This is a genomic window from Cellulomonas sp. NEAU-ZC6 (assembly GCF_056844425.1).
In genome coordinates this window covers 176373-196178 of sequence record NZ_JBXFYH010000003.1, presented here as the reverse complement: position 1 = coordinate 196178, position 19806 = coordinate 176373, and the positions used below count along the sequence as shown (strand labels likewise).

The 19806-nt window shown below is 75.5% G+C and carries 17 protein-coding genes; 6 read left to right on the top strand and 11 right to left on the bottom strand.

What is annotated here, in order from left to right:
- The first annotated feature begins 80 nt into the window (after positions 1-80).
- Both AC1050_RS14495 and AC1050_RS14490 read left to right on the top strand, forming a co-directional pair.
- Positions 81-329: a type II toxin-antitoxin system Phd/YefM family antitoxin gene (locus AC1050_RS14495; protein ID WP_482388109.1), complete on the top strand. Its 249-nt coding sequence runs from the start codon at positions 81-83 to the stop codon at positions 327-329.
- Positions 326-775 carry a PIN domain-containing protein gene (locus AC1050_RS14490; RefSeq protein ID WP_482388108.1) on the top strand — a complete coding sequence of 150 codons (450 nt, stop codon included), beginning with the start codon at positions 326-328 and terminating at the stop codon, positions 773-775. The genes AC1050_RS14495 and AC1050_RS14490 overlap by 4 nt, the downstream gene beginning before the upstream one ends.
- 36 nt (positions 776-811) lie before the next feature.
- Here the strand turns inward: AC1050_RS14490 and AC1050_RS14485 are convergent, their stop codons facing one another.
- Positions 812-3490 (bottom strand): right-handed parallel beta-helix repeat-containing protein, encoded by a 2679-nt coding sequence (locus tag AC1050_RS14485; RefSeq protein ID WP_482388107.1) that lies wholly within the window; start codon positions 3488-3490, stop codon positions 812-814.
- Between the two features lie 343 nt (positions 3491-3833).
- On the opposite strand from AC1050_RS14485, the gene rpsT reads away from it, so the two are divergent.
- Complete coding sequence (gene rpsT / locus AC1050_RS14480) at positions 3834-4094, top strand: 30S ribosomal protein S20 (protein WP_482388106.1); 261 nt, start codon at positions 3834-3836, stop codon at positions 4092-4094.
- Positions 4095-4364: 270 nt separating this feature from the next.
- On the opposite strand, the gene AC1050_RS14475 is transcribed toward rpsT, so the two are convergent.
- Together AC1050_RS14475 and AC1050_RS14470 are read right to left on the bottom strand one after the other, a co-directional pair.
- A complete protein-coding gene (locus AC1050_RS14475; protein ID WP_482388105.1) occupies positions 4365-5696 on the bottom strand; it encodes a helix-turn-helix domain-containing protein in 1332 nt (443 codons plus the stop codon).
- Positions 5697-5827: 131 nt separating this feature from the next.
- On the bottom strand, positions 5828-5962 hold the full coding sequence (locus tag AC1050_RS14470; RefSeq protein ID WP_482388104.1) for a hypothetical protein: 135 nt from the start codon (positions 5960-5962) through the stop codon (positions 5828-5830).
- Between the two features lie 210 nt (positions 5963-6172).
- Between AC1050_RS14470 and AC1050_RS14465 the strand changes: the two genes are divergently transcribed.
- The gene (locus tag AC1050_RS14465) at positions 6173-6925 is read left to right on the top strand and encodes an EAL domain-containing protein (RefSeq protein WP_482388103.1); all 753 of its coding nucleotides are present in this window, start codon (positions 6173-6175) and stop codon (positions 6923-6925) included.
- Positions 6926-6946: 21 nt separating this feature from the next.
- Here AC1050_RS14465 and holA read toward each other — a convergent pair whose 3' ends face one another.
- From holA to AC1050_RS14425, 8 genes are all read right to left on the bottom strand, one after another.
- Positions 6947-7984, bottom strand: coding sequence for a DNA polymerase III subunit delta (holA, locus tag AC1050_RS14460; protein WP_482388102.1), 1038 nt, complete (start codon positions 7982-7984; stop codon positions 6947-6949).
- Between the two features lie 4 nt (positions 7985-7988).
- Positions 7989-9614 carry a ComEC/Rec2 family competence protein gene (locus AC1050_RS14455; protein WP_482388101.1) on the bottom strand — a complete coding sequence of 542 codons (1626 nt, stop codon included), beginning with the start codon at positions 9612-9614 and terminating at the stop codon, positions 7989-7991.
- Positions 9611-10714, bottom strand: coding sequence for a ComEA family DNA-binding protein (locus AC1050_RS14450; protein WP_482388100.1), 1104 nt, complete (start codon positions 10712-10714; stop codon positions 9611-9613). Before AC1050_RS14450 ends, AC1050_RS14455 begins: the two co-directional genes overlap by 4 nt.
- Before the next feature lie 104 nt (positions 10715-10818).
- Positions 10819-11823 (bottom strand): DegV family protein, encoded by a 1005-nt coding sequence (locus tag AC1050_RS14445; protein WP_482388099.1) that lies wholly within the window; start codon positions 11821-11823, stop codon positions 10819-10821.
- Positions 11824-11825: 2 nt separating this feature from the next.
- Positions 11826-14783, bottom strand: a complete 2958-nt coding sequence (leuS, locus tag AC1050_RS14440; protein WP_482388098.1) for a leucine--tRNA ligase — start codon at positions 14781-14783, stop codon at positions 11826-11828.
- 144 nt (positions 14784-14927) lie between these two features.
- Positions 14928-16160, bottom strand: coding sequence for an MFS transporter (locus AC1050_RS14435; RefSeq protein ID WP_482388097.1), 1233 nt, complete (start codon positions 16158-16160; stop codon positions 14928-14930).
- A gap of 129 nt (positions 16161-16289) precedes the next feature.
- Positions 16290-16991: a metal-dependent transcriptional regulator gene (locus AC1050_RS14430; RefSeq protein ID WP_482388096.1), complete on the bottom strand. Its 702-nt coding sequence runs from the start codon at positions 16989-16991 to the stop codon at positions 16290-16292.
- Positions 16992-17183: 192 nt separating this feature from the next.
- A complete protein-coding gene (locus tag AC1050_RS14425) occupies positions 17184-17960 on the bottom strand; it encodes an LLM class F420-dependent oxidoreductase (protein ID WP_482388095.1) in 777 nt (258 codons plus the stop codon).
- Between the two features lie 85 nt (positions 17961-18045).
- Here AC1050_RS14425 and AC1050_RS14420 point away from each other — a divergent pair, with 85 nt between their 5' ends.
- Both AC1050_RS14420 and AC1050_RS14415 read left to right on the top strand, forming a co-directional pair.
- Positions 18046-19098, top strand: a complete 1053-nt coding sequence (locus AC1050_RS14420; RefSeq protein ID WP_482388094.1) for a hydroxymethylglutaryl-CoA reductase — start codon at positions 18046-18048, stop codon at positions 19096-19098.
- A gap of 33 nt (positions 19099-19131) precedes the next feature.
- Complete coding sequence (locus AC1050_RS14415; protein WP_482388093.1) at positions 19132-19656, top strand: hypothetical protein; 525 nt, start codon at positions 19132-19134, stop codon at positions 19654-19656.
- Positions 19657-19806 lie beyond the last annotated feature (150 nt).

Genomic DNA, 19806 nt, shown 5'->3' with positions numbered 1-19806 from the left:
CGGCGCCGGCAGCACCGCCCCGCTCTCGGGACGACCCGAGTACGGCTCGCCGGTGTCTCACCGGTGAAACCGTCGGGTGCATGACACCCTCGCCGCCGACCGTCACCGTGCGGGACCTCCGTCACCACGGCGGCAAGGTCCTCGACGAGGTCCTGCGCGGCCACGCCGTGCTGGTGACCCGGGACGGCGAGCCCGTCGCCGAGCTCCGGCCGGCACCGCGCCGGGGGCCGAGCGCGCGCGAGCTCGTCGCGCGGCGCCGGCACCTGCCGCACGTCGACCCGACGACGCTGCGCGACGACCTCGACGCCGTCGTGGACATGTCGTGGTGAGCCAGGAGCCGCGCGGTCTGGTCGACACCGACGTCGTGATCCTGATGGGCCACCTCGATCCCGACCTGCTGCCCGATGAGCCCCTGATCAGCGCGGTGACGCTGGCGGAGCTCTCGGTCGGCCCGCTGGTGACGGAGGACCCGCACGAGCGCGCCGCCCGGCAGGCGCACCTGCAGCAGGCGGAGGCCGACTTCCAGCCGGTCCCGTTCGACGCCGAGGCCGCGCGCGCCTTCGGACGCGTCGCGGCAGATCTCCGCCGGTCCGGGCGCAAGCCGCGCGCACGAGCGTTCGACGCGCTGATCGCCGCCACCGCGGTGGCTCGCGACCTCCCGCTCTTCACGACCAACCCCGACGACTTCTCCGGGATCGGTGATCTCGATGTGCGGGCGCTCCCGCGACCCGAGGGGACCCGTCCAGGCTCGGCTGCGAGGTCGACTGCTCCGTAGACGACCTCCCCGGAGACGTGTCAGCGGCCCGGCCCCCTACCGCCGGGCCCGGGCCCGCAACCCCGCTCCCGCCACGACGGAGGCCGCGGCCAGGAGCGCGAGCAGCGCCACCGTCGTCCCCGTGGTGGCGAGCGGCGCCGGGGAGCCGGCGCCCGCGAGCACGTCCTGCTCGGGCTCGGGGTCGATGTCCACGCCAGGCTCCGCCTCCGGCTCGGGCGCGGGCGGGCCTGACTCCGCCTGGCCGGGCTCGTCGCCGATCACCAGCTCCGTCGGATCGGGGTTCGGCCCGAGCCGGGCACCGGTGTCGGCGGGCGCGTGCGCGGTGAGCTCCAGCAGCCCGTGCATGTCGATGCTGCCGTCGTCGGCGATCCTCGGCGGGACCGTGGTGTCGACGCTGACGAACCAGTCGTCCTGCACCTGCACACCGAGCGCGTTCACCCCGTCCCGGTAGTTCGACGGGTCCGTCGAGATGGTGTCCTCCTGCTCGCGCAGCTGCACGACGTCGCGACCGCGGGGACTCGCCGAGAGGAACCCCTGCACCCTGTAGTCCGTGACCGGGTGCGTCACGGTCGAGAGCGTCAGGTTGTTCCGGTGGTTGTCGTACGCCGTGACCTGCCCGATGGTCCCGTCGGGGCTGGAGTTGCTGGAGACACCCTGGGTGACGTTCCCGTAGGTGACCGCGTTGTGCAGGACGTTGCCGAGCGGGATCGACTCGCCGCCGAGCTTGAAGCCGGTCCCGCTCTGCGGCGAGACCTCGTCCGGGTCGTCGGTGAGGTACCCGTTCCGGTACGCGACGGAGTGCTCGATCAGGACGCCGCCGTGCGGGCCGAGCGTCGACTTGGCGTACAGGTCGAAGCCGTCGTCGACGTTGTGGTGCGCGATGCAGTAGCGGAACACGTTCCCGTCGCCGACGGTGAGCTTGGCGGCGAAGCCGTCCGCGTCGTTCCGCTCGGGGTCGACGTTGTGGTGCGACACGCTCGACAGCACCAGGTTCCGGGCGGGCCAGAGCGCGAACGGCTCCGAGTCGTCCCCCGAGATCTGCAGCCCGGTGTTGCCGTTGTGGTGCGTGCGCAGGCGCTCGATCACGTTGTCGTTCCCCATGACCGAGAACGCCTTCTGCCGGCCCCGTGCGCCCGTGACCTCCAGGTCGTGCACGTGCCAGAAGTCGCCGCGCAGCACGAACCCGCCGTCCCGCGACCCGGACAGGTCCACCACCACGTGCTCGCCCGGGGCGGAGGTCAGGACGATGCGGGCGCCCGGCGCCCCGTCGCGGCCGCGCGGGATGCTGATCGCCCGCTCGGGCCGGTACGTGCCGCCGCGCATCACCACCTGCTGGCCGGGCTGGGCGAAGGCGAGCGCGGTCTCGAGGTCCACCGGCGCCGCGCGGGTGCCGGCACCGTCCGCCGTGCCGTCGGGAGCGACGTGCAGCGCGTTCCCGGGCACGCCGTAGCGCCGCACCTCGATGCCCAGCGGGATCGTCACGGGGTCGGTCGAGGTCAGCCGGGTGTGCTCGTCGAGGTCCTGCTCCTCCTCCGGTGCCGGTACGAGCACCGCGGCGAGGTCGTTGCGGCCTTCCTGCAGCTTCAGCGGTACCTGCGCCGGCAGTCCGGGCTCCGCCGGCACCGGGCCGCCCAGCACCGCACCGCGGTCGTCGAGGACGTGCACCTCGCCCCGCACGTTCGGCGTCAGCGCGGGCGCGTACTCCGTCGACGGCGTGGTGGTGGCCGACGTGGCCGCCAGCGCCGGCTGCAGGAACGTCAGCGGCCGGTCGACCGCGGGGTCGTCGTCGTCGGGGTGGATCGTCGTCAGCGTCAGGTCCGTCACGGTGACGGCCAGCTTGCGCCCGGCGAACACCCCGACGGTGAAGGAGTCGTCGGTCTGCCGCAGGAGCATGTCGGGGTCGTACGCGATGACCTGGCGGTCGACGTCGTCGCCGAGCCACGCGTGCAAGCCGGTGCTCGACCGCCGCAGGGTCAGGGTGAACGTGTCCCCCGTGAGGATCTTGGGCGGGTTCGCGTTCAGCTCCGTCGTGTGGTCCGAGCGGAACTCCCGGTCGAAGGCGGCGGAGTCCCGCGTGGAGCGCGCGGTCGAGGCGACGTCGGGGGCGTCGGTGTAGCCGGAGACGAACCGGCCACCGGGGACGCCGTAGAGGAAGGAGCCGGTCTCCGGGTCGGTCTGGCGGGCGAACGCCGCGGCGGCGGAGTTGAAGTACCGCGCGCCCTTGTCGCCGGGCACGAAGGAGTCGACGGCGATGATCCCGTAGCCGCCCTGGTTGTCGACCGTCGACGCGTCGTCCACGTGGAAGGTGGCGGTGAGCGTGAAGTTCTCGGTGGCCGGGTCGATCCGCGTGTAGTGGTAGACGAAGCCGTCCTCCGACTCGGCGATCTTGCCGTCCACGGAGACCATCCGGATGCTGCCGTCCTCCCCCACGTCGACCGACCCGGCGTTCGCGCCGGTGCCGGAGACGTTCCCCACGAACGCGCTCTCCCAGGCGCGCTCGTCCTGCGCGCTGGCGTCCTCCGGGTGCGCCGGTTCCGTGGTCGCGGCCGGCCCCGGCTCGGGGTCGGACGGCTCTGCCGGCGCGGCGGCCGCCGGCACGGCAGCGCCCGCCAGGGCCAGCGCGAGCAGGCCGGACACCGCCGCACGCAGGCCGGGCGGTGCCGGACGCAGGCCGGGCGGCGCCGGACGCGGGGCAGGACGGGGACGAGGGCGCACGGGGGTTCTCCTTCGACGACGCCGTCGGGGCACCGGCCGTGCGCGGCTGGTTCCGCGTCGGGACGCGGAGAAACCGGTTGCTCGCAGGCTAGCGGCGCACGTCGCGGCGGGTCAACGCCGTCGAGGGCGGGGCCGCCCGGGCGGCCCCGTGTGAGCCGCGCGACCCGGGCTTCGTCGGACCGGGCTGTCCTGGTAGTCTTGTCAGTCGCGTGTCCGCCCGGGTCGGCGGGCACTAGTCCGGTTCCTCTCCGCGGGTGTCCCCACGCCCCAGTCCCGGCGCCGGACGCGCCCTCTACGACCTTGTTCCTCTCGCTCCGGCGAACACACGAAGAGAGTCCACACCGTGGCCAACATCAAGTCCCAGATCAAGCGCATCACGACGAACGAGAAGGCGCGCCTGCGCAACAAGGCCGTCAAGTCGGAGCTCAAGACGTTCGTGCGCCGCGTGCGCGAGGCCGTCGCCGGCGGTGACAAGGAGGCGGCCACCACCGCTCTCGTCGCCGCGTCGAAGAAGCTCGACAAGGCCGCCTCGAAGGGCGTCATCCACGCCAACCAGGCCGCCAACAAGAAGTCGGCGCTGGCGAAGTCGGTCAACGCGCTCTGACGCGGACCTGATCGCGCACGAAGGGCGCCACCCCCGCGGGGTGGCGCCCTTCGTCGTACCCGGGGTGCGCGACGCCGGAGCCCGACCGCGACCGACAGGTGGCAGCACGCGGCCGCCGGCGGCATGCCGGAGCGGCAGCGGCACGCGCGGGCGAGCAGACGCCCCCCGGCACTGCTGCTGCCGCCGGACGCGCCGAGGGCGTCACCCCCCCTGCGGGGTGACGCCCTCTGTGCGGGCCGGCCCGGAGGCCGTCCCGTGGGAACGCGGTGGTCAGTCCTGCGCCACCGCGCTCCACGCCTCCCACAGCACCGCGGGGACGGCGGGCCGGAAGCCCGCCTCCCGCAGCGCCCGGTCGAACGCCTGGGCGGCCCCGGTGATGTCCCCGTGGCCGAGGAACCGGTCGCCGAGCTCGCGCCACACCGCGGCGGACTGCCGCGAAGCGGACATCATGCCGAGCATGTCCGCGGCCCAGCGGTACGCCCGCGAGGCCGACTCGACCTCGCCGCGCGCGTGCAGCGCGTCGCCGATCGCCAGCTGCGCCGCCGCGCCGTCGAGCCGCGGCTGGTCGCCGAGCCGGCCCAGCGCCGCGCGGCCGTAGCCCTCGGCGGCGACCGGGTCGCCCTGCATGAGGTGCGCGCGCGAGCGCTCCACGTCGAGGCGCGCCATCTCCACCTCGGAGCCGGACACCGCGAGCTCGGGAGCGGCGCGGTCCAGCTGCTCGAGGGCCATGGCGGGCTCGGCCGGGTCGCTGCGCAGCAGCAGCCACGCGTAGTTGAGGCGCAGGCGCGGGATGTCGCGGCTGATCTCGCCCTCGCCGAGCAGCGCCAGCGCGCGCTCGGTGTAGCGCTTGGCCAGCGCGTAGTCGTGGCGCTGCTCCGCGACGAGCGCCGCGTTCCAGTACACGGACCCGCGGCCGCGCGGGGTGCCGAGCGACTCCGCCTGGCGGATCAGCTCGGCGGCGCGGTGCGTCGCGTACAGCAGGTCGCCGCGCTCGACGTAGGCCCAGAGGGTCGTGGACCCGAGGCGCAGGTGCTCGTCGGTGCCGGTCAGGCCGGACTCCTCGAGCTCCGCGAGCTGCCGGTCCCCCACCTCGATCGCGCGACCGAGGTCGCCGGACTCGACGTACGAGGCGACCAGGGCGGTCGCGGCGGCGGCGGCGTCGAGGTGGTGCTGCTCGGCGCGGGCGTGCGTCAGCAGCGGCTCGAGGACGCCGACGGCCGACTCGAGGTCGCCGAGCATCTCGTGCGCCTGCGCCAGCGCGAGCTGGGAGTCGACGCGCACCTGGCGGGTGACCGACTCCAGGTCGAGCGCGAGGATGCGGTCCCGCGCCGACGTCGCCTCGCCGGACACGAGGTCCAGCCGGGCGTAGTCGAGGGCGAGCCGGGCGCGGGCCTCGGCGGGGCCCTCGTCGCCGTGCTTGAGGTACTCGACCGTCGACCCGAGCCGCTCCGCGAGCACGCTGAGCGCTGCGTCGGTCGGCTCGCGCCGTCCCGACTCGATCAGCGAGATGTAGCTCGGGGAGAGCGCGTCTCCGGCGAGGGCCGTCTGGGAGAGCCCAGCGGCCAACCGCGCCTGGCGGACGCGGTCAGCAATGGTCGTCATGGGTGTCACTGTACCTATGACGTCGCCGGACGGCGAGCACGTCACCCGTCCGCCACGACGGGGCCGGTCGGCGCCCGGCCCGCCCCGTGCACCGAGAGTCAGCAGGGCGAGCCCGGATGCGCCGAAGGCGTTCAGACGACGATCCGGCAGCAGCCGGTGGCGCCGCTCTGGATCGAGAAGCCGGCGGCGTTGGCGGCGCCCGAGGCGCCGATCGTCAGGGTCAGGGCGAGGGCGGCGGTCGCAAGGGCCTTGAGCGAGGTGCGCATGGGGGGTTCTCCTGTCACAGAACATTGACTCTCTGTCACGAGAAGCATGACTCACGCGGAGCGCTTCGCACCAGCGGTTGAGCGTTTCCCCTGGATAACCGCCCAATCGGGTGAACCACCGCCTGTTTGCGCGCGAGAAATCCGGACATAAGCCCCGGTGAGGGCGCTGGGGCCGTGTCATGTTGTCGTGACTGTGGTGTCATAGACGACATGACCAGGGGACAGGGCGACGTGGAGCGGCGGCTCGCCGCCGAGATCGACTCGGCGATCCCGGACGCGCTCCGGCGCGAGTGGGACCGCCACGTCGGACGTGAGCAGGTGGTGGTCGGGAGGCAGGGGATCTTCTCCCCCCGCCTGCACCCCTTCGGCTACGAGCTCGCGTTCCGCACCCCGGGCGCGACGTGCACGGACGCCGCCGCCTGGACCGATCTGCAGCACGAGCGCGCCACCAGCGCCGTCTTGCGCGCCTCCTTCGGCCGCGCGGACGTCGACGAGGTCGGGCACGGCCGGTGGTTGTTCGTCCGGTGCCCCCGCGCCTACCTGGTCGGCGACCTGCACCTGCCCGCCCGCCCCGACCGCCTGGTCGTCGAGATCGCCGGCGGCACCCGCATCGACGGCGACGTGCTCCGCGGCGTGCGCCGGCTGCGCGAGCAGGGCTTCCGCATCGCGATGGCCGGGTTCGTGTCCCGGCAGGACCAGCGCTCGCTGCTCCCGCAGGCCGACTTCGTCAAGATCGACGCCCGCGACCTCGACCTCGAGGGCGAGCCGGTCGTCGACCTCGCCCGGTCGCACGGCGCGCTGCTGGTCGCCGAGTTCGTCGAGTCCAGCACCGAGCTGAAGGCGGGACGGCGCCTCGGGTTCGACCTCTACCAGGGCAACCTGCTCGAGCGCAGCCTGCTGCTGGACCGGTCGTCCGCGCCGCTGCTGCGGCCGAGCGCCGACTCCACCGGGCATTTCCTCTAGGTCGCCCGGGCCGCGAGGGGCCTAGCGGCGCACGGCTCCGGCGATCCGGAGGACGGCTCGCTCCACCGCGAACTTCGGGTCCCGGCTCGCGCCCTTGACCTCGGCGTCCGCCTGCGCCACGGCGGTGATCGCCGCCGCGAGCCCCTCCGGCGTCCAGCGTGCGAGCTCCTTGCGCGAGCGGTCGAGCTGCCACGGTGCCAGTCCGAGGTCGCGCTCGGCCCCCGGCCCGCGACCCCGCACCGCGGACACCTTGGCGAGGATCCGCAGGCGCGCGGCGAGCGCCGCCACCAGCGGCACCGGGTCGACCCCCGTGGCGAACGCGTGCCGCAGCAGCGCGACCGCCTCCCCCGCGTGGCCGTCGACGGCCGCGTCGGCGACGCGGAAGCCCGTCGCCTCGATCCGTCCCCCGTAGTAGCGCTCGACGACCTCGACACCGACCACGCCGGTCGTGTCGGCGGCGAGCTGGCTGCACGCGGCCGCGAGCTCGCGCAGGTCGCTGCCGACGGCGTCCACGAGCGACCGGACGGCCCGGGCCTCCATGCGCCGGCCCGCGCGGCGCATCTCCTGCGTGACGAACGACGCCTTGTCGGCGTCCCGCTTGATGGTCTCGCAGGACGCGACGGGGTGTCCCGCCGCACGGACCGCGTCCAGCAGCCGCTTGCCGCGCTGCCCGCCGCCGTGCCGCAGGACGAGCACGACGTCGGACTCGGGGTGCGCGACGTACGCGGTCGCCTCGAGGACCAGCTCGTCGGTCGCCTTCTCGACGTTCTCGACGACGACCACCCGGTCCTCGGCGAACAGCGACGGGCTGGTCGCCAGCTGCAGCTGGCCCGGCCCGTACGCGGAGCCGTCGATCCGGGTGACCTCCACCTGCGGGTCGCGCTCCCGCGCCTGCGCGACGAGCCGGTCCACTGCGCGTTCGGCCAGCAGCTCCTCCGGACCGGTGACGAGCACCACCGGGGCGAGCGCGACCTCGTCCCAGGCGACCCCGGCGGGCGCGGCCGCCGCGCGACCGCCGCCCCGGGCGGGGCGGCGCGAGGTGGAGGCGGAGGGCGGCACGCCCCTAGGGTGCCATGCCCCGCCGACACCGCAGGACCAGCGCCAGGGCCGCCGCGCAGGCGCAGCCCAGCAGCACCTGGCCGACGACGCCGCCGGCCCAGGCCACCTGCGCGCCGGGGAGCCCGGTGGCCGTGCGCGCCACCGACGCGATCCACCAGCACGCCGCGCCCGCGACGTGCGCGCACCACGACGCGCCCGTCGGCCAGACCAGCCCGAGCAGCGCCGCGAGCAGCCCGCCGATGGTCGCCGGGCCCACGGCCGGTGCGGCCACCACGTTCGCGAGCACCGCGTACGTGGGCACCGCGGGCGACAGCACCAGGATGACCGGGGCGCACACCGCCTGGGCCGCGACGGGCACCGCCAGCGCCGTCGCGAGCGGTCCCGCCGGCGGGCCCTGCTGCGCGCCGGCGGACCCGTCGGCGCGGCCGCCAGGACGGCCGCCCGGGCCAGTCGCGGGTGACCCGCGCGGCCCGCCGGCGGCCGACCACCGCCGTGCCAGGGGGCCCGCGAGCAGCGCGATGCCCGCCGTGGCGACCACCGACAGCACGAACCCGACGTCCCGCGCCAGCCACGGGTCGACGACGACGAGGACCAGCACCGCGCACGCCAGCGCCGGCACCGACCGCGCGGGCCGGCCGGCGACGATCCCCAGCACGCCGACCGCGCCCATCACCGCGGCCCGGACGACGCTCGACCCCGGCTGCACCACGAGGACGAACCCCAGCATCACCGCCGAGACGGGGAGCCAGCGCCACCGGCGCGGCACCCGGAGGCGCGCCGCGGTCGCCAGGACCACCGCGCCGAGCAGCGAGAAGTGCGCGCCGGACACCGCGGTGATGTGCGCCAGCCCGGAGACCCGCATCGCGTCGTCGAGGTCGCCCACGCCGCGGGTGTCGCCGACCGCGACGGCGGGCAGCAGCCGGCCGGCGTCGCCGGGCACCCCGGCGGACGTCCGCACCAGGCCGGTGCGCAGCCCGTCGGCGGCGCGCAGCACGAGCGGCGGCGGTGCCCGGACCTGCGGGGCGTCGGTCGCGCGGGCGCGGGCCACCGCGCGGCGCCCGGCGTCGGGAACCGGGCCGAGCCGCACCTCGACCTCGACCGTGGTGCCGTACACGAGCTCGGCCGCCCCCGCCCGGGCGATGACGTCCACCGCCGCGCCGGTCGGGACCCGCCCGCTGCCGGCACGCTCCACCGACCGGGCGGCCAGCAGGAACCGCACCATCGACGCCGGTCCCCACCCCGTCACCGGCTGCGGCGTCGACCGCACGACGCCCGTGAGCCGGACGCTCTGCCCCCTTTCCGCGGCCGCGCGGAGGTCACCGGCGTCCCGCGCCCGCACCTGACCCGCGGTCGTGACCAGCAGGACGGCGACCGCGCCGAGCGCGAGCAGCACGGGACCCGCCGGGCCACCGCCCCGGTGCCGCGGAGCGTCGTCCCCGTCGCGTGGGACACGGCGGCGCCAGGATGCGGCGCGCACCAGCACGCACGCCAGGAGCGCCGCGACCCCGAGCACGCTCCCCGCCGCGACCAGCGCCCTCGCCGACCACGGCACCACCACCGCCGCCGCGGCCCACACGGCGGCGGCGGCCGGAACCAGCCGCAGGTCCACGGCCTCGTCCCGCGCGGTCACACCCGCACCAGGTCCCGGATCTGCGCCAGCACCGCCGGCCCGATGCCGGGCACCTCGCGCAGCGCGTCCACGTCGGCGAACGCCCCGTGCTCGGTACGCCAGGCGACGATCCGGTCGGCCAGGACCGGCCCGATGCCGGGCAGCGCCTGCAGCTCCCCCGCGCCCGCGGTGTTCACGTCCACCGTGCCGCCGCGCGCCGCGGGGCCGCCGCCCGCGCCGCCGCCGTCGTCCGGCGGGGGCTGCGGCACCTCGCCGGGCGCCGGCACCCGCACCTGGGCACCGTCCTGCACGACGGCGGCGAGGTTGAGACCCGCGAGGTCGGCGTCCGGCAGCGCCCCGCCCGCCGCGGTCACGGCCTCCCCCACCCGCGAGCCGGCGGGCAGCCCCACGACGCCCGGCGCGGCGACCTGGCCGACCACGTGCACCCAGACCGTCGCGTCGACCTCGGCCGTCGGCTCCGCCTGCGGGGACGCGCTCGGGGCGACGACCGGCTCCTCGACGGTCACCGGCTCGCCGGTGGGCCCCGCGGCGGCGCGCAGGGCGACGGCGCCGCCCACCAGCGCGAGCGCTGCCACGGCGACCAGGGCGCTGCGGGCGGGCAGCCGCCAGCGGACCGCGTCGAGCAGCCGGGGCCGGTCGTCGCCGTCCGCGGGCCGGGAGCCCGGCGGCCCGTCCTGGCCGGGGCCGGGGCCGGGGCCGGGATCGAGTGCCCACGCCGCGGCCGAGGCGGTCTGCGCCACCGCGCGCAACCGGGCCGGGCCGGACGGCTCGTGCCCCGGTGCCGGCTCCGAGGCGACGTCGGCCGCTCCGGCCACCGGTGCCCCGACGACGGGGACGGCCGCGGGTTCCGGTCCCGCGACGACGGGGACGGCCGCCGGACCCGGCACCGCCTCGGGCGGCGTGACGACACGCGCCGGGTCGGCCGGGGGCGGCACGCCCTCCCCGGGGGCGGCGGGCACGGTCCAGGGCGCGGGGTGCCCGGGCTCGAGCCACGGGTCGCCTCGCGCGTCGTCGGGCGGGGGCACCGCCCGCAGCCGTCGGCGCTCCGCCCGCTCGCGTCGTGCGGGATCGGGTGCCGGGCCACCGTCGTACCAGGTCATGCGCCGACGCTAGGAACGCCACCCGCACCTCGTGGGTCAGCGGATCCGCCGGCTGGGGACGCGGCCCGCGCCCGGAGGCTGTGCAGGACTCGGTGCCCGCTCCGTCAGCGGTCGGTCACGACCATCGCGAGCGCACCGACCCCGAGGTGCCCGCCGAGCACCGCACCGACCTCGCGCACCAGCACCTCGTCCAGGCCGAGCGTCGCCCGGACGTGCTCGGCGAGCTCCTCGGCGACCTCAGCCCGCCCGAGGTGCTGCACCGCCACCCGCACGCCGGGGCCCCGGCGGCGCACCTCGTCCACCGCGAGCTGGTGCAGCCGGTCGCGGGCCGCGCGCCGGGTGCGCACGCGCTCGGCGACCTCGATCCGCCCGTCCCGCAGGGTCAGCACGGGCCGGAGCCCGAGCACGGTGCCGAACGCGGCCGCCGCACCGGAGAGCCGGCCGCCCCGCCGCAGGTGGTCCAGGGAGTCGACCACGAACCAGGCGGCCGTCGACCGTCCGACCTGCTCCGCCGCGTCGGCGACCTCGGTCCCGTCGGCGGGGCCGCGCCACACGTCCCCGCGCGCCAGGTCGGCGGCGGCGAGCACGGCGAACCCGAGGCCCATCCCGGCGCTGCGGGAGTCGACCACGTGCACGGGCAGCGGCGCGAGCTGGGCCGCGAGCCCCGCGGCGCGCACGGTGCCGGACAGCTCGCCGGACAGGTGCACGGACACCACCTCGGCGGCTCCGCGCACAGCGGCGGCCTCGTAGGCGGCGGCGAACGCGGCCGGCGGCGGCTGGGACGTGGTCACGCGCCGCCCGGACCCGAGCAGCGCCGCCAGGTCGTCGGGCCCGAGGTCGACGCCGTCGCGGTAGCGCTCCCCGTCGGCGGCGACGTCGAGCGGCACCACGTCGACGCCCCACGCCGCCGCGTCGGCCGGCGTCAGGCAGGACGTCGAGTCCGTGACCACCGCGACGCGCGCCGCCGGCACCTCCACCACGACGGGCGCCGGCTCCGGCGTGCCGCGACGTCGGACCCGGGCCGCCCACGCGGTCAGCCCGGGCACGCGGGTGCGCAGCCGGACGGAGAGCCCGCGCGGGCTCCCGTCCGACGGCGCGTCGGCCGGCACCGTCAGGCCGGCACCACGTTGACGAGCTTCGGCGCCCGCACGATCACCGTGCGGACGTCGCGCCCGGCCATCGCCCGCTGCACGCCGGCGTCGGCCAGCGCCAGCTCGCGCAGCGTGGCCTCGTCGGCGTCGGCGGGGACCTCGGCGCGGCCGCGGACCTTGCCCTGCACCTGGAACACGCAGGTCACCGTGTCCTCGACCAGGTACTGCGGGTCGACCGCCGGGAACGGCTCGTGCCCCAGGGACCGCTCGTGGCCCAGGCGCGCCCACAGCTCCTCGGCCAGGTGCGGGGCGACGGGCGCGGTCATGAGCACCAGCTGCTCGGCGACCGTGCGCGGCACCGCGGGCAGCGACGTCAGGTGGTTGTTCAGCACGATGAGCTTGGCGATGGCGGTGTTGACCCGCATGCCCTGCATGTCCTCGCCGACCTCGGCGATCGTCCGGTGCAGCAGGCGCAGCGTCTCGACCGACGGCTCGGCGTCGACCACCGTGACCTCGCCGGTCTCCTCGGAGACGACGTTCCGCCACACGCGCTGCAGGAACCGCTGGGCGCCGACGACGGCCCGGGTCTCCCACGGGCGGGACAGGTCCAACGGGCCCATCGACATCTCGTAGACGCGCAGGGTGTCGGCGCCGTACTCGGCGTACATCTCGTCCGGGGAGACGGCGTTCTTCAGCGACTTGCCGATCTTGCCGTACTCGCGGAAGGCCGGCTCGCCGTTCCAGCTGAACCCGGACTCCACCGTGTCGTCCTCGACGACCTCGGCCGCCGGGACGTAGACGCCGCGCGCGTCGGTGTAGGCGTACGCCTGGATGTAGCCCTGGTTGAACAGCTTGTAGAACGGCTCGCGGCTGGACACGTGGCCCAGGTCGTACAGCGCCTTGTGCCAGAACCGGGCGTACAGCAGGTGCAGCACCGCGTGCTCGACGCCGCCGACGTACAGGTCGACGCCACCCGCGCCGTGCGTGTCGCCGGGGTTGTGGCCCGGCCCCATCCAGTACTGCTCGAGGGCGGGGTCGACGACCTTGCCGGACGCGTGCGTCGGGTCCAGGTAGTGCAGGTAGTACCAGCAGGAGCCGGCCCAGTTGGGCATGGTGTTGGTGTCGCGGCGGTAGGTCTTCGGCCCGTCGCCCAGGTCCAGGGTGACGTTGACCCAGTCGTCGTTGCGGCTCAGCGGCGCCTCGGGCGAGGACTCCGCGTCCTCGGGGTCGAACGTGCGCGGCGCGTAGTCCGGGACGTCCGGCAGGTCGACGGGCAGCGACTGCTCGGGGATGGCGATCGGCAGGTCGTTCTCGTCGTAGACGATCGGGAACGGCTCGCCCCAGTACCGCTGCCGGCTGAACAGCCAGTCGCGCAGCCGGTAGGTCGTGGTCCGCGACCCCGCGCCGCGCTCCGCGAGCCAGTCGATGATCCGGGTCTTGGCCTCGGCGACGGACAGCCCGTCCAGGCTGATCTCGTCGTTCGAGGAGTTGATGATGGCGCCCTCGCCGGTCCACGCCCCCTCGTGGCCCTCCGGGGCCTGGACGGTGTGCACGATCGGCAGGCCGAACGCCTCGGCGAACGCGAAGTCGCGGGTGTCGCCGCCGGGGACGGCCATGATCGCGCCGGTGCCGTAGCCCATCAGCACGTAGTCGGCGATGAACACCGGCAGCGACTCGCCGTTGACCGGGTTCAGCGCGTAGCCGCCGGTGAACACGCCGGTCTTGCGGCCGGCGTCGGCCTGCCGCTCGACGGCCGTCTTGGCCGCGGCCTCGCGCCGGTAGGCCGCCACGGCCTCGGCCGGGCTCGCGGCACCGCCGCGCCAGTCCTGCGGCACCTCGTCGTCCCACGACCCGTCGGAGCCCGCGACGATCGCGTCGACCAGCGGGTGCTCCGGCGCCAGCACGACGTACGTCGCGCCGAACAGCGTGTCCGGGCGGGTGGTGAAGACGGTCAGCGGCTCGTCGACGTCGGTGACCTCGAAGTGCACGTGCGCGCCCTCGGACCGGCCGATCCAGTTCCGCTGCATCGCGGTGACCTTCTCCGGCCAGTCGATCAGCGACAGGTCGTCGGCCAGGCGGTCGGCGTAGGCGGTGATCCGCATGTTCCACTGCCGCAGCGTGCGCTGGAACACCGGGAAGTTGCCGCGCTCGGAGCGGCCGTCGGAGGTGACCTCCTCGTTGGCCAGCACCGTGCCCAGGCCCGGGCACCAGTTGACCGGCGTCTCGGACACGTAGGCCAGGCGCTGGGCGTCGACCACGCGGCGGCGCTGCACCTCGTCCAGGTCGGCCCACGCGGCGCCCTCCTCGACGCCCTCGATCCCGGCCGGCACCGGCCGCGCTCCGGACGCGTACGCCTCGACCAGCGTGGCCACCGGGCGGGCGGCACCCCGGCCGCCGTCGGGCCGGACGGCGTCCTCGTCGTACCAGGACCCGAAGATCTGCAGGAAGATCCACTGCGTCCAGCGCACGTAGTCCGGGTCGATGGTCGCGAACGACCGGCGCGGGTCGTGCGCGACGCCCAGGCGGCGCAGCTGCCGCGCCATGATCTCGATGTTCGCCTCGGTCGTCGTGCGCGGGTGCTGGCCCGTCTGCACGGCGTACTGCTCGGCGGGCAGGCCGAACGCGTCGTAGCCCAGCGCGTGCAGGACGTTGTCGCCCTGCATCCGGCGGTACCGCGCGACCACGTCCGTGGCGATGTAGCCCAGCGGGTGGCCGACGTGCAGCCCCGCGCCCGAGGGGTACGGGAACATGTCCATCACGAAGAACGGGCGGGCACCCTCGCGGGCGGCGGCGCCGTCGCCGTCGGTCAGCGCGCCGGACGGGTTCGCCGCGAAGAACGTGCCGCGCTCGACCCACTCGTCCTGCCACTTGAGCTCGATCTCGCGGGCGAGCTCGGCGGTGTAGCGGAACGGCACGTCCTGGCCGCCGGACGCGGCGACGGGGGCGGGCTCGGGCTGGGTGGAGGCGGGCGACGTCACCCCGGGAGTCTACCGAGCACGGAGCCCCTGCCCGGACGCGCGATCGGGCGCGGGATCGCCAGCCGATTCCCCCGTCCCCAGCCGATCCCTCGGCCGTCGGCGCGAGAAACCGCTGGCGATCCGGAGCGGAGCCCCGGGACCGGGTCAGGCGGTGCGCCGCCGGGCCGCGCCGCCGAGCATCGCGCCGGAGATCACCAGGCCGACCACGGTGAGGCCGGCACCGACCCACGCGGGAGCGACGTAGCCGAGCCCGCCGGCGATGACCAGCCCGCCGACCCACGCCCCCGCGGCGTTGCCCGCGTTCAGCGCGGAATGGCACAGCGCCGCGCCGAGGGACGGCGCGGACGGGGACAGGTCCATCAGCCAGGACTGCAGCGCGAGCCCGAGCACCTGCGTCGTCACGCCCAGCAGGACGATCGCCAGCACGCCCGGGACGACCCACTGCGCGAGCACCGCGATCAGGACCAGGGCGACGATCGTGCTGGCGAAGCCCAGCAGCACGGTGCGGGCCACCGACCGGTCGGCCAGCCGGCCGCCCAGCAGCGTGCCCGCGGTCATGCCGACGCCGAACAGGGCGAGCACGACCGGCACGGTGACCTCGGCGATCCCCGTCACCTCGGTGAGCAGCGGCGACACGTAGGAGTAGACGGCGAACATGCCGCCGAAGCCGATCGAGCCGGCGGCGCACGCCGCCCACAGCCGGCCGTTGCGCAGCGCGCCGAGCTCCGCCCGCACGGTCGCACCGTCCCGCACCGGGAGGCCGGGCAGGAACCGGAACAGCGCCAGCAGCGTCAGCGCGCCGAGCACGCCGACGGCGACGAACGCCACCCGCCAGCCGAAGACCTGGCCGAGCACCGTGGACAGCGGGACGCCGACCACGTTCGCGATGGTGAGGCCCGCCATCATCGTGGCGACGGCCTGCCCACGCCGGCCCGGGCCGGCGACGTGCGCGCCCATCACCGCGCCGACCCCGAAGAACGCCCCGTGCGGCAGCCCGGCGGCGAACCGCGCCGCGACCAGCCAGCCGAGGGAGGGCGCGAGCGCCGACAGCACGTTGCCGACCGTGAACGCGGTCATGAGCAGCAGCAGCAGCCGGCGCCGGTCCATCCGCGCGGCGATGGTCGTCAGCAGCGGCGCCCCCACGACCACGCCCAGCGCGTAGGCCGTGATGGCGTGCCCGGCCTCCGGAATGGTGGCGTGGAGGTCCTCCGCGATCAGCGGCAGCAGGCCCATCGTCGCGAACTCGGTGGTGCCGATGCTGAAGCCGCCCAGCGCCAGCGCCAGCAGCGGCAGCCGCGCGCGGCGGCGGACCAGGTGCGGGTCGAGCACGACGTCCGAGTCGACCTCGGGCGTGCGGCCCTGCGTGCTGGTGTCCAAGTGCGCTCCCGCGTCGTCGTCCCTGCGGCGGCACGCACGAGCGGCGCGACGCACGCGACCGACGGGTGCGGCAGCCCGTCCCGGTGGCAGCGACGGCGCAACTCCGGTGCGGGCAACCCTACCGGGCGGTCACCGGGGGTCGAGCAGCACCCAGATCGCGCGGGCGGCGAGCTCGCCCAGCTCGACGAGGCGAGCCTCACCCGGGTCGGCGGCGTCCGGCGGGGACACCTTGACCGCGGTCATCCCGGCGAAGTCCCGGCGCTCGACCACCTCCACCCGGGCGTCCAGCACCACCCCGACGGACGCGAGGTAGCGCAGCAGCCCCGGGTCGGCGTCGGAGATCCGCGCGATCCGGCCCGAGCCGGCGGCGAGCTCCCACAGCATGTCGGCGGCGGGCGTCGGCACCGTGCCGTCGGGGGCGGGGATCGGGTCGCCGTGCGGGTCCCGGGTCGGGTGCCCGAGGCGCGCGTCGATCCGCTCCACCATCAGGTCGGACACCGCGTGCTCGAGCACCTCGGCCTCGTCGTGCACCTCGTCCCAGGCGTAGCCGAGCTCGTTGACCAGGAACGTCTCCATCAGCCGGTGCCGGCGCACGACCTGCACCGCGTGCCGCGACCCCTCGGCGGTGAGCGTGATCGCGGCGTACGGGGCGTGCTCGACCAGGCCCTGGTCCGCCAGCCGGCGCACCGTCTCGGACACCGTGGAGGGCCCCACGCCCAGCCGCTCGGCGAGCATCTTGGTGGTGACCGGCGCGGTCGACCACTCGCGCGCCGTCCAGATCACCTTGAGGTAGTCCTGGGCGACGGACGTCAGGTCGCTCGTCTCGCTCACGCGACCAGGGTAGGGCCCGGGCCCACGCACCCCGGTCCCCCGGCCCACGCACCCGGGGCCCGCGCACCGGCGCACCCCGGCCCGCGCACCCCGTCGAGTGTCCAGAAACCGGCTCACATCCGGGACGAACCACCCGGGGTTTCTGGACACTCGACGCCCGGGCCCCTGGGCGGGCCCGGTCCGGAGGGCCGGTCAGGCCTGGGCGTCGCGCCAGGCGGTCCACTTCTCGACCAGGCCGAGGTCGTAGTCCGGGCCGCTCACACCGACCGTGAACAGGGTCACGCCCGCGTCGACCAGCGGCGCGGCGACGTCCTCCGGCGCGGCGGAGACCGCGACGCTGCGCTCGACCAGGCTCGCGGTGTCCCGGCCGACGGCCGCACCGTGCTCGTCGAGGATCGCGCTCTTGCGGGTCAGCGTGTCCAGGTCACCGAACGAGTGCCAGGCGTCCGCGTGCTCGGCGACGACGCGCAGCGTCTTCTTCTCGCCGCCGCCGCCGATCAGGACCGGGATCTCGCGCGTCGGCGCGGGGTTGCCCGCAGCGAGACGCCGCTTGATCCGGGGCAGGGCGTCGGCGAGGTCGGCGATCCGCTGCCCGGCGGTGCCGAACTCGTAGCCGAACTGGTCGTAGTCCTTCTCGAACCAGCCCGCGCCGATGCCGAGGATCAGGCGGCCGCCGCTGATGTGGTCGACCGTGCGGGCCATGTCGGCCAGCAGCTCGGGGTTGCGGTACGAGTTGCAGGTGACCAGGGCGCCGATCTCGACGCGGCTGGTCTGCTCCGCCCAGGCGCCGAGCATGGTCCAGCACTCGAAGTGCTTGCCGTCCGGGTCGCCCGACAGCGGGAAGAAGTGGTCCCAGTTGAAGATCACGTCGACCCCGAGGTCCTCCGCGCGGCGGACCGCGTCCCGGATCTGGGCGTACTCGGCGTGCTGGGGCTGGAGCTGGACTCCGATGCGGAGGGGTCGCGTCATGCCAGCACGGTACGTCCGCCACGACCCGCGCGCTCCCGGCGTCTACGCTGACCGACGCCCGCACCCGCTGCACCCGGAGGTCCCGATGCCCGCCGCCGACACGTCCGCGCCCGTCCCCCTGCGCTGGGTTGGCCCGGTCCGGGTCAGCGGCAACGTCATGGCCGGGGAGACCGAGGTCCCGCTGGCGACCTACGAGTCCCCGCTGTGGCCGTCGGTCCGCCGCGGGGCCCGGCTGTCGACGATGGTCGAGTGCGGCATCCGGGCGACGCTGGTCGACGAGCGGATGTCCCGGTCCGTGCTGCTGGAGGCCGACGACGCGGGCGTGGCGCTGGCCGCCGTGCAGTACCTGACCACGCACCGCGCCGAGCTCGACGCCGTCGTGGCGACCAGCAGCCGGTTCGCCCGGCTGCTGGACCTGCACTTCCAGATCGCGGGCAACCTCCTGTTCGTCCGGTTCGAGCTGTCCACCGGCGACGCGTCGGGCCACAACATGGTGACCAACGCGTCCGAGAAGCTGATGGACCACGTGCTGGCGACCGTCCCGGGCCTGCGCTACGGCTCGATCTCCGGCAACTACTGCTCCGACAAGAAGGCCACCGCGGTCAACGGCATCCTCGGCCGCGGCAAGAACGTCGTCACCGAGATCGTCATCCCCCGCCGGCTGGTCGAGCGCTTCCTGCACACGACGCCCGAGGCGGTCGTGCAGCTGAACATCCGGAAGAACCTGATCGGCACGATGCTCGCCGGCGGCCTGCGGTCCGCCAACGCGCACTACGCGAACATGCTGCTCGCCTTCTACCTGGCGACCGGCCAGGACGCGGCGAACATCGTCGAGGGCTCGCAGGGCCTGACGCACGCCGAGGTGCGCGACGGCGACCTGTACTTCTCCTGCACGCTGCCGAACCTGATCGTCGGCACGGTGGGCAACGGCAAGGGGCTGGCCTTCGTCGAGGAGAACCTCGAGCGGCTCGGCTGCCGCGAGGAGCGCGAGCCCGGCGCGAACGCCCGGCGGCTCGCGGTGCTGTGCGCGGCGACCGTGCTGTGCGGCGAGCTGTCGCTGATGGCGGCGCAGACGAACCCGGGCGAGCTGATGGCCGCGCACCTCACACTGGAGCGCGGGGCGCCCGGGAAGGGCTGAGCCGACCCGCGCCCGCGACGACGGGGGCGCGGCATGGCAGCACCGACCGGATGGGCCTGGCTCGCGTACACCGTGGACCAGGCCGAGGACGGCCCGCTGCGCTGCGTCGAGGCCACCCGGGTCAGCGCTGACGGCGAACCGACGGGCGTCCTGTCCCGCTGGGTGGTCGGGCGCACCGACGGCACCCCGGTCGACGACGACGCGCTCCCGGACCTGGTCGTGGAATCCGCCGTCACCGACCCGCGGGTCGGTGACGAGCGGCGCGCCGCCGACGTGCTCCGGTCCTGGCTGGCCGTCGCCCGGGTGGCGCTCGGCGACGGGTCAAAGGAGGGCTTCCGGAAGGACCTGCGGGTGCGGCCCGACACGGTCGAGCGGGTGCCGGACGTGCTGGTCGTCGACGGCGTCGCGCTGCCCGGCACCCTCGCCCGCCGTGGTGAGCTGACCTCCCGGGTGGCTGCCCGCGGCGACCACGTGCTCGCGGTGGTGCACCGCCGTTCCGTGCCCGCCCCCGTCCGGCTCGTCACCGGCCCGCCGCGCCTCCTGGGAGCCGGCATGTGACCATGTTCACGAACGGGATGATCTCGGGCACCGGGCACGTTCCGTGAGGAGCAGGTGAAGAGTGCCGGCCGCTGGTGGTCGGGGCTCGCAGCGCGGGGCTACAGTCGTCCGGGCCTCGCGTGACCGCCGACGACGGCGGGCCGCACCCGG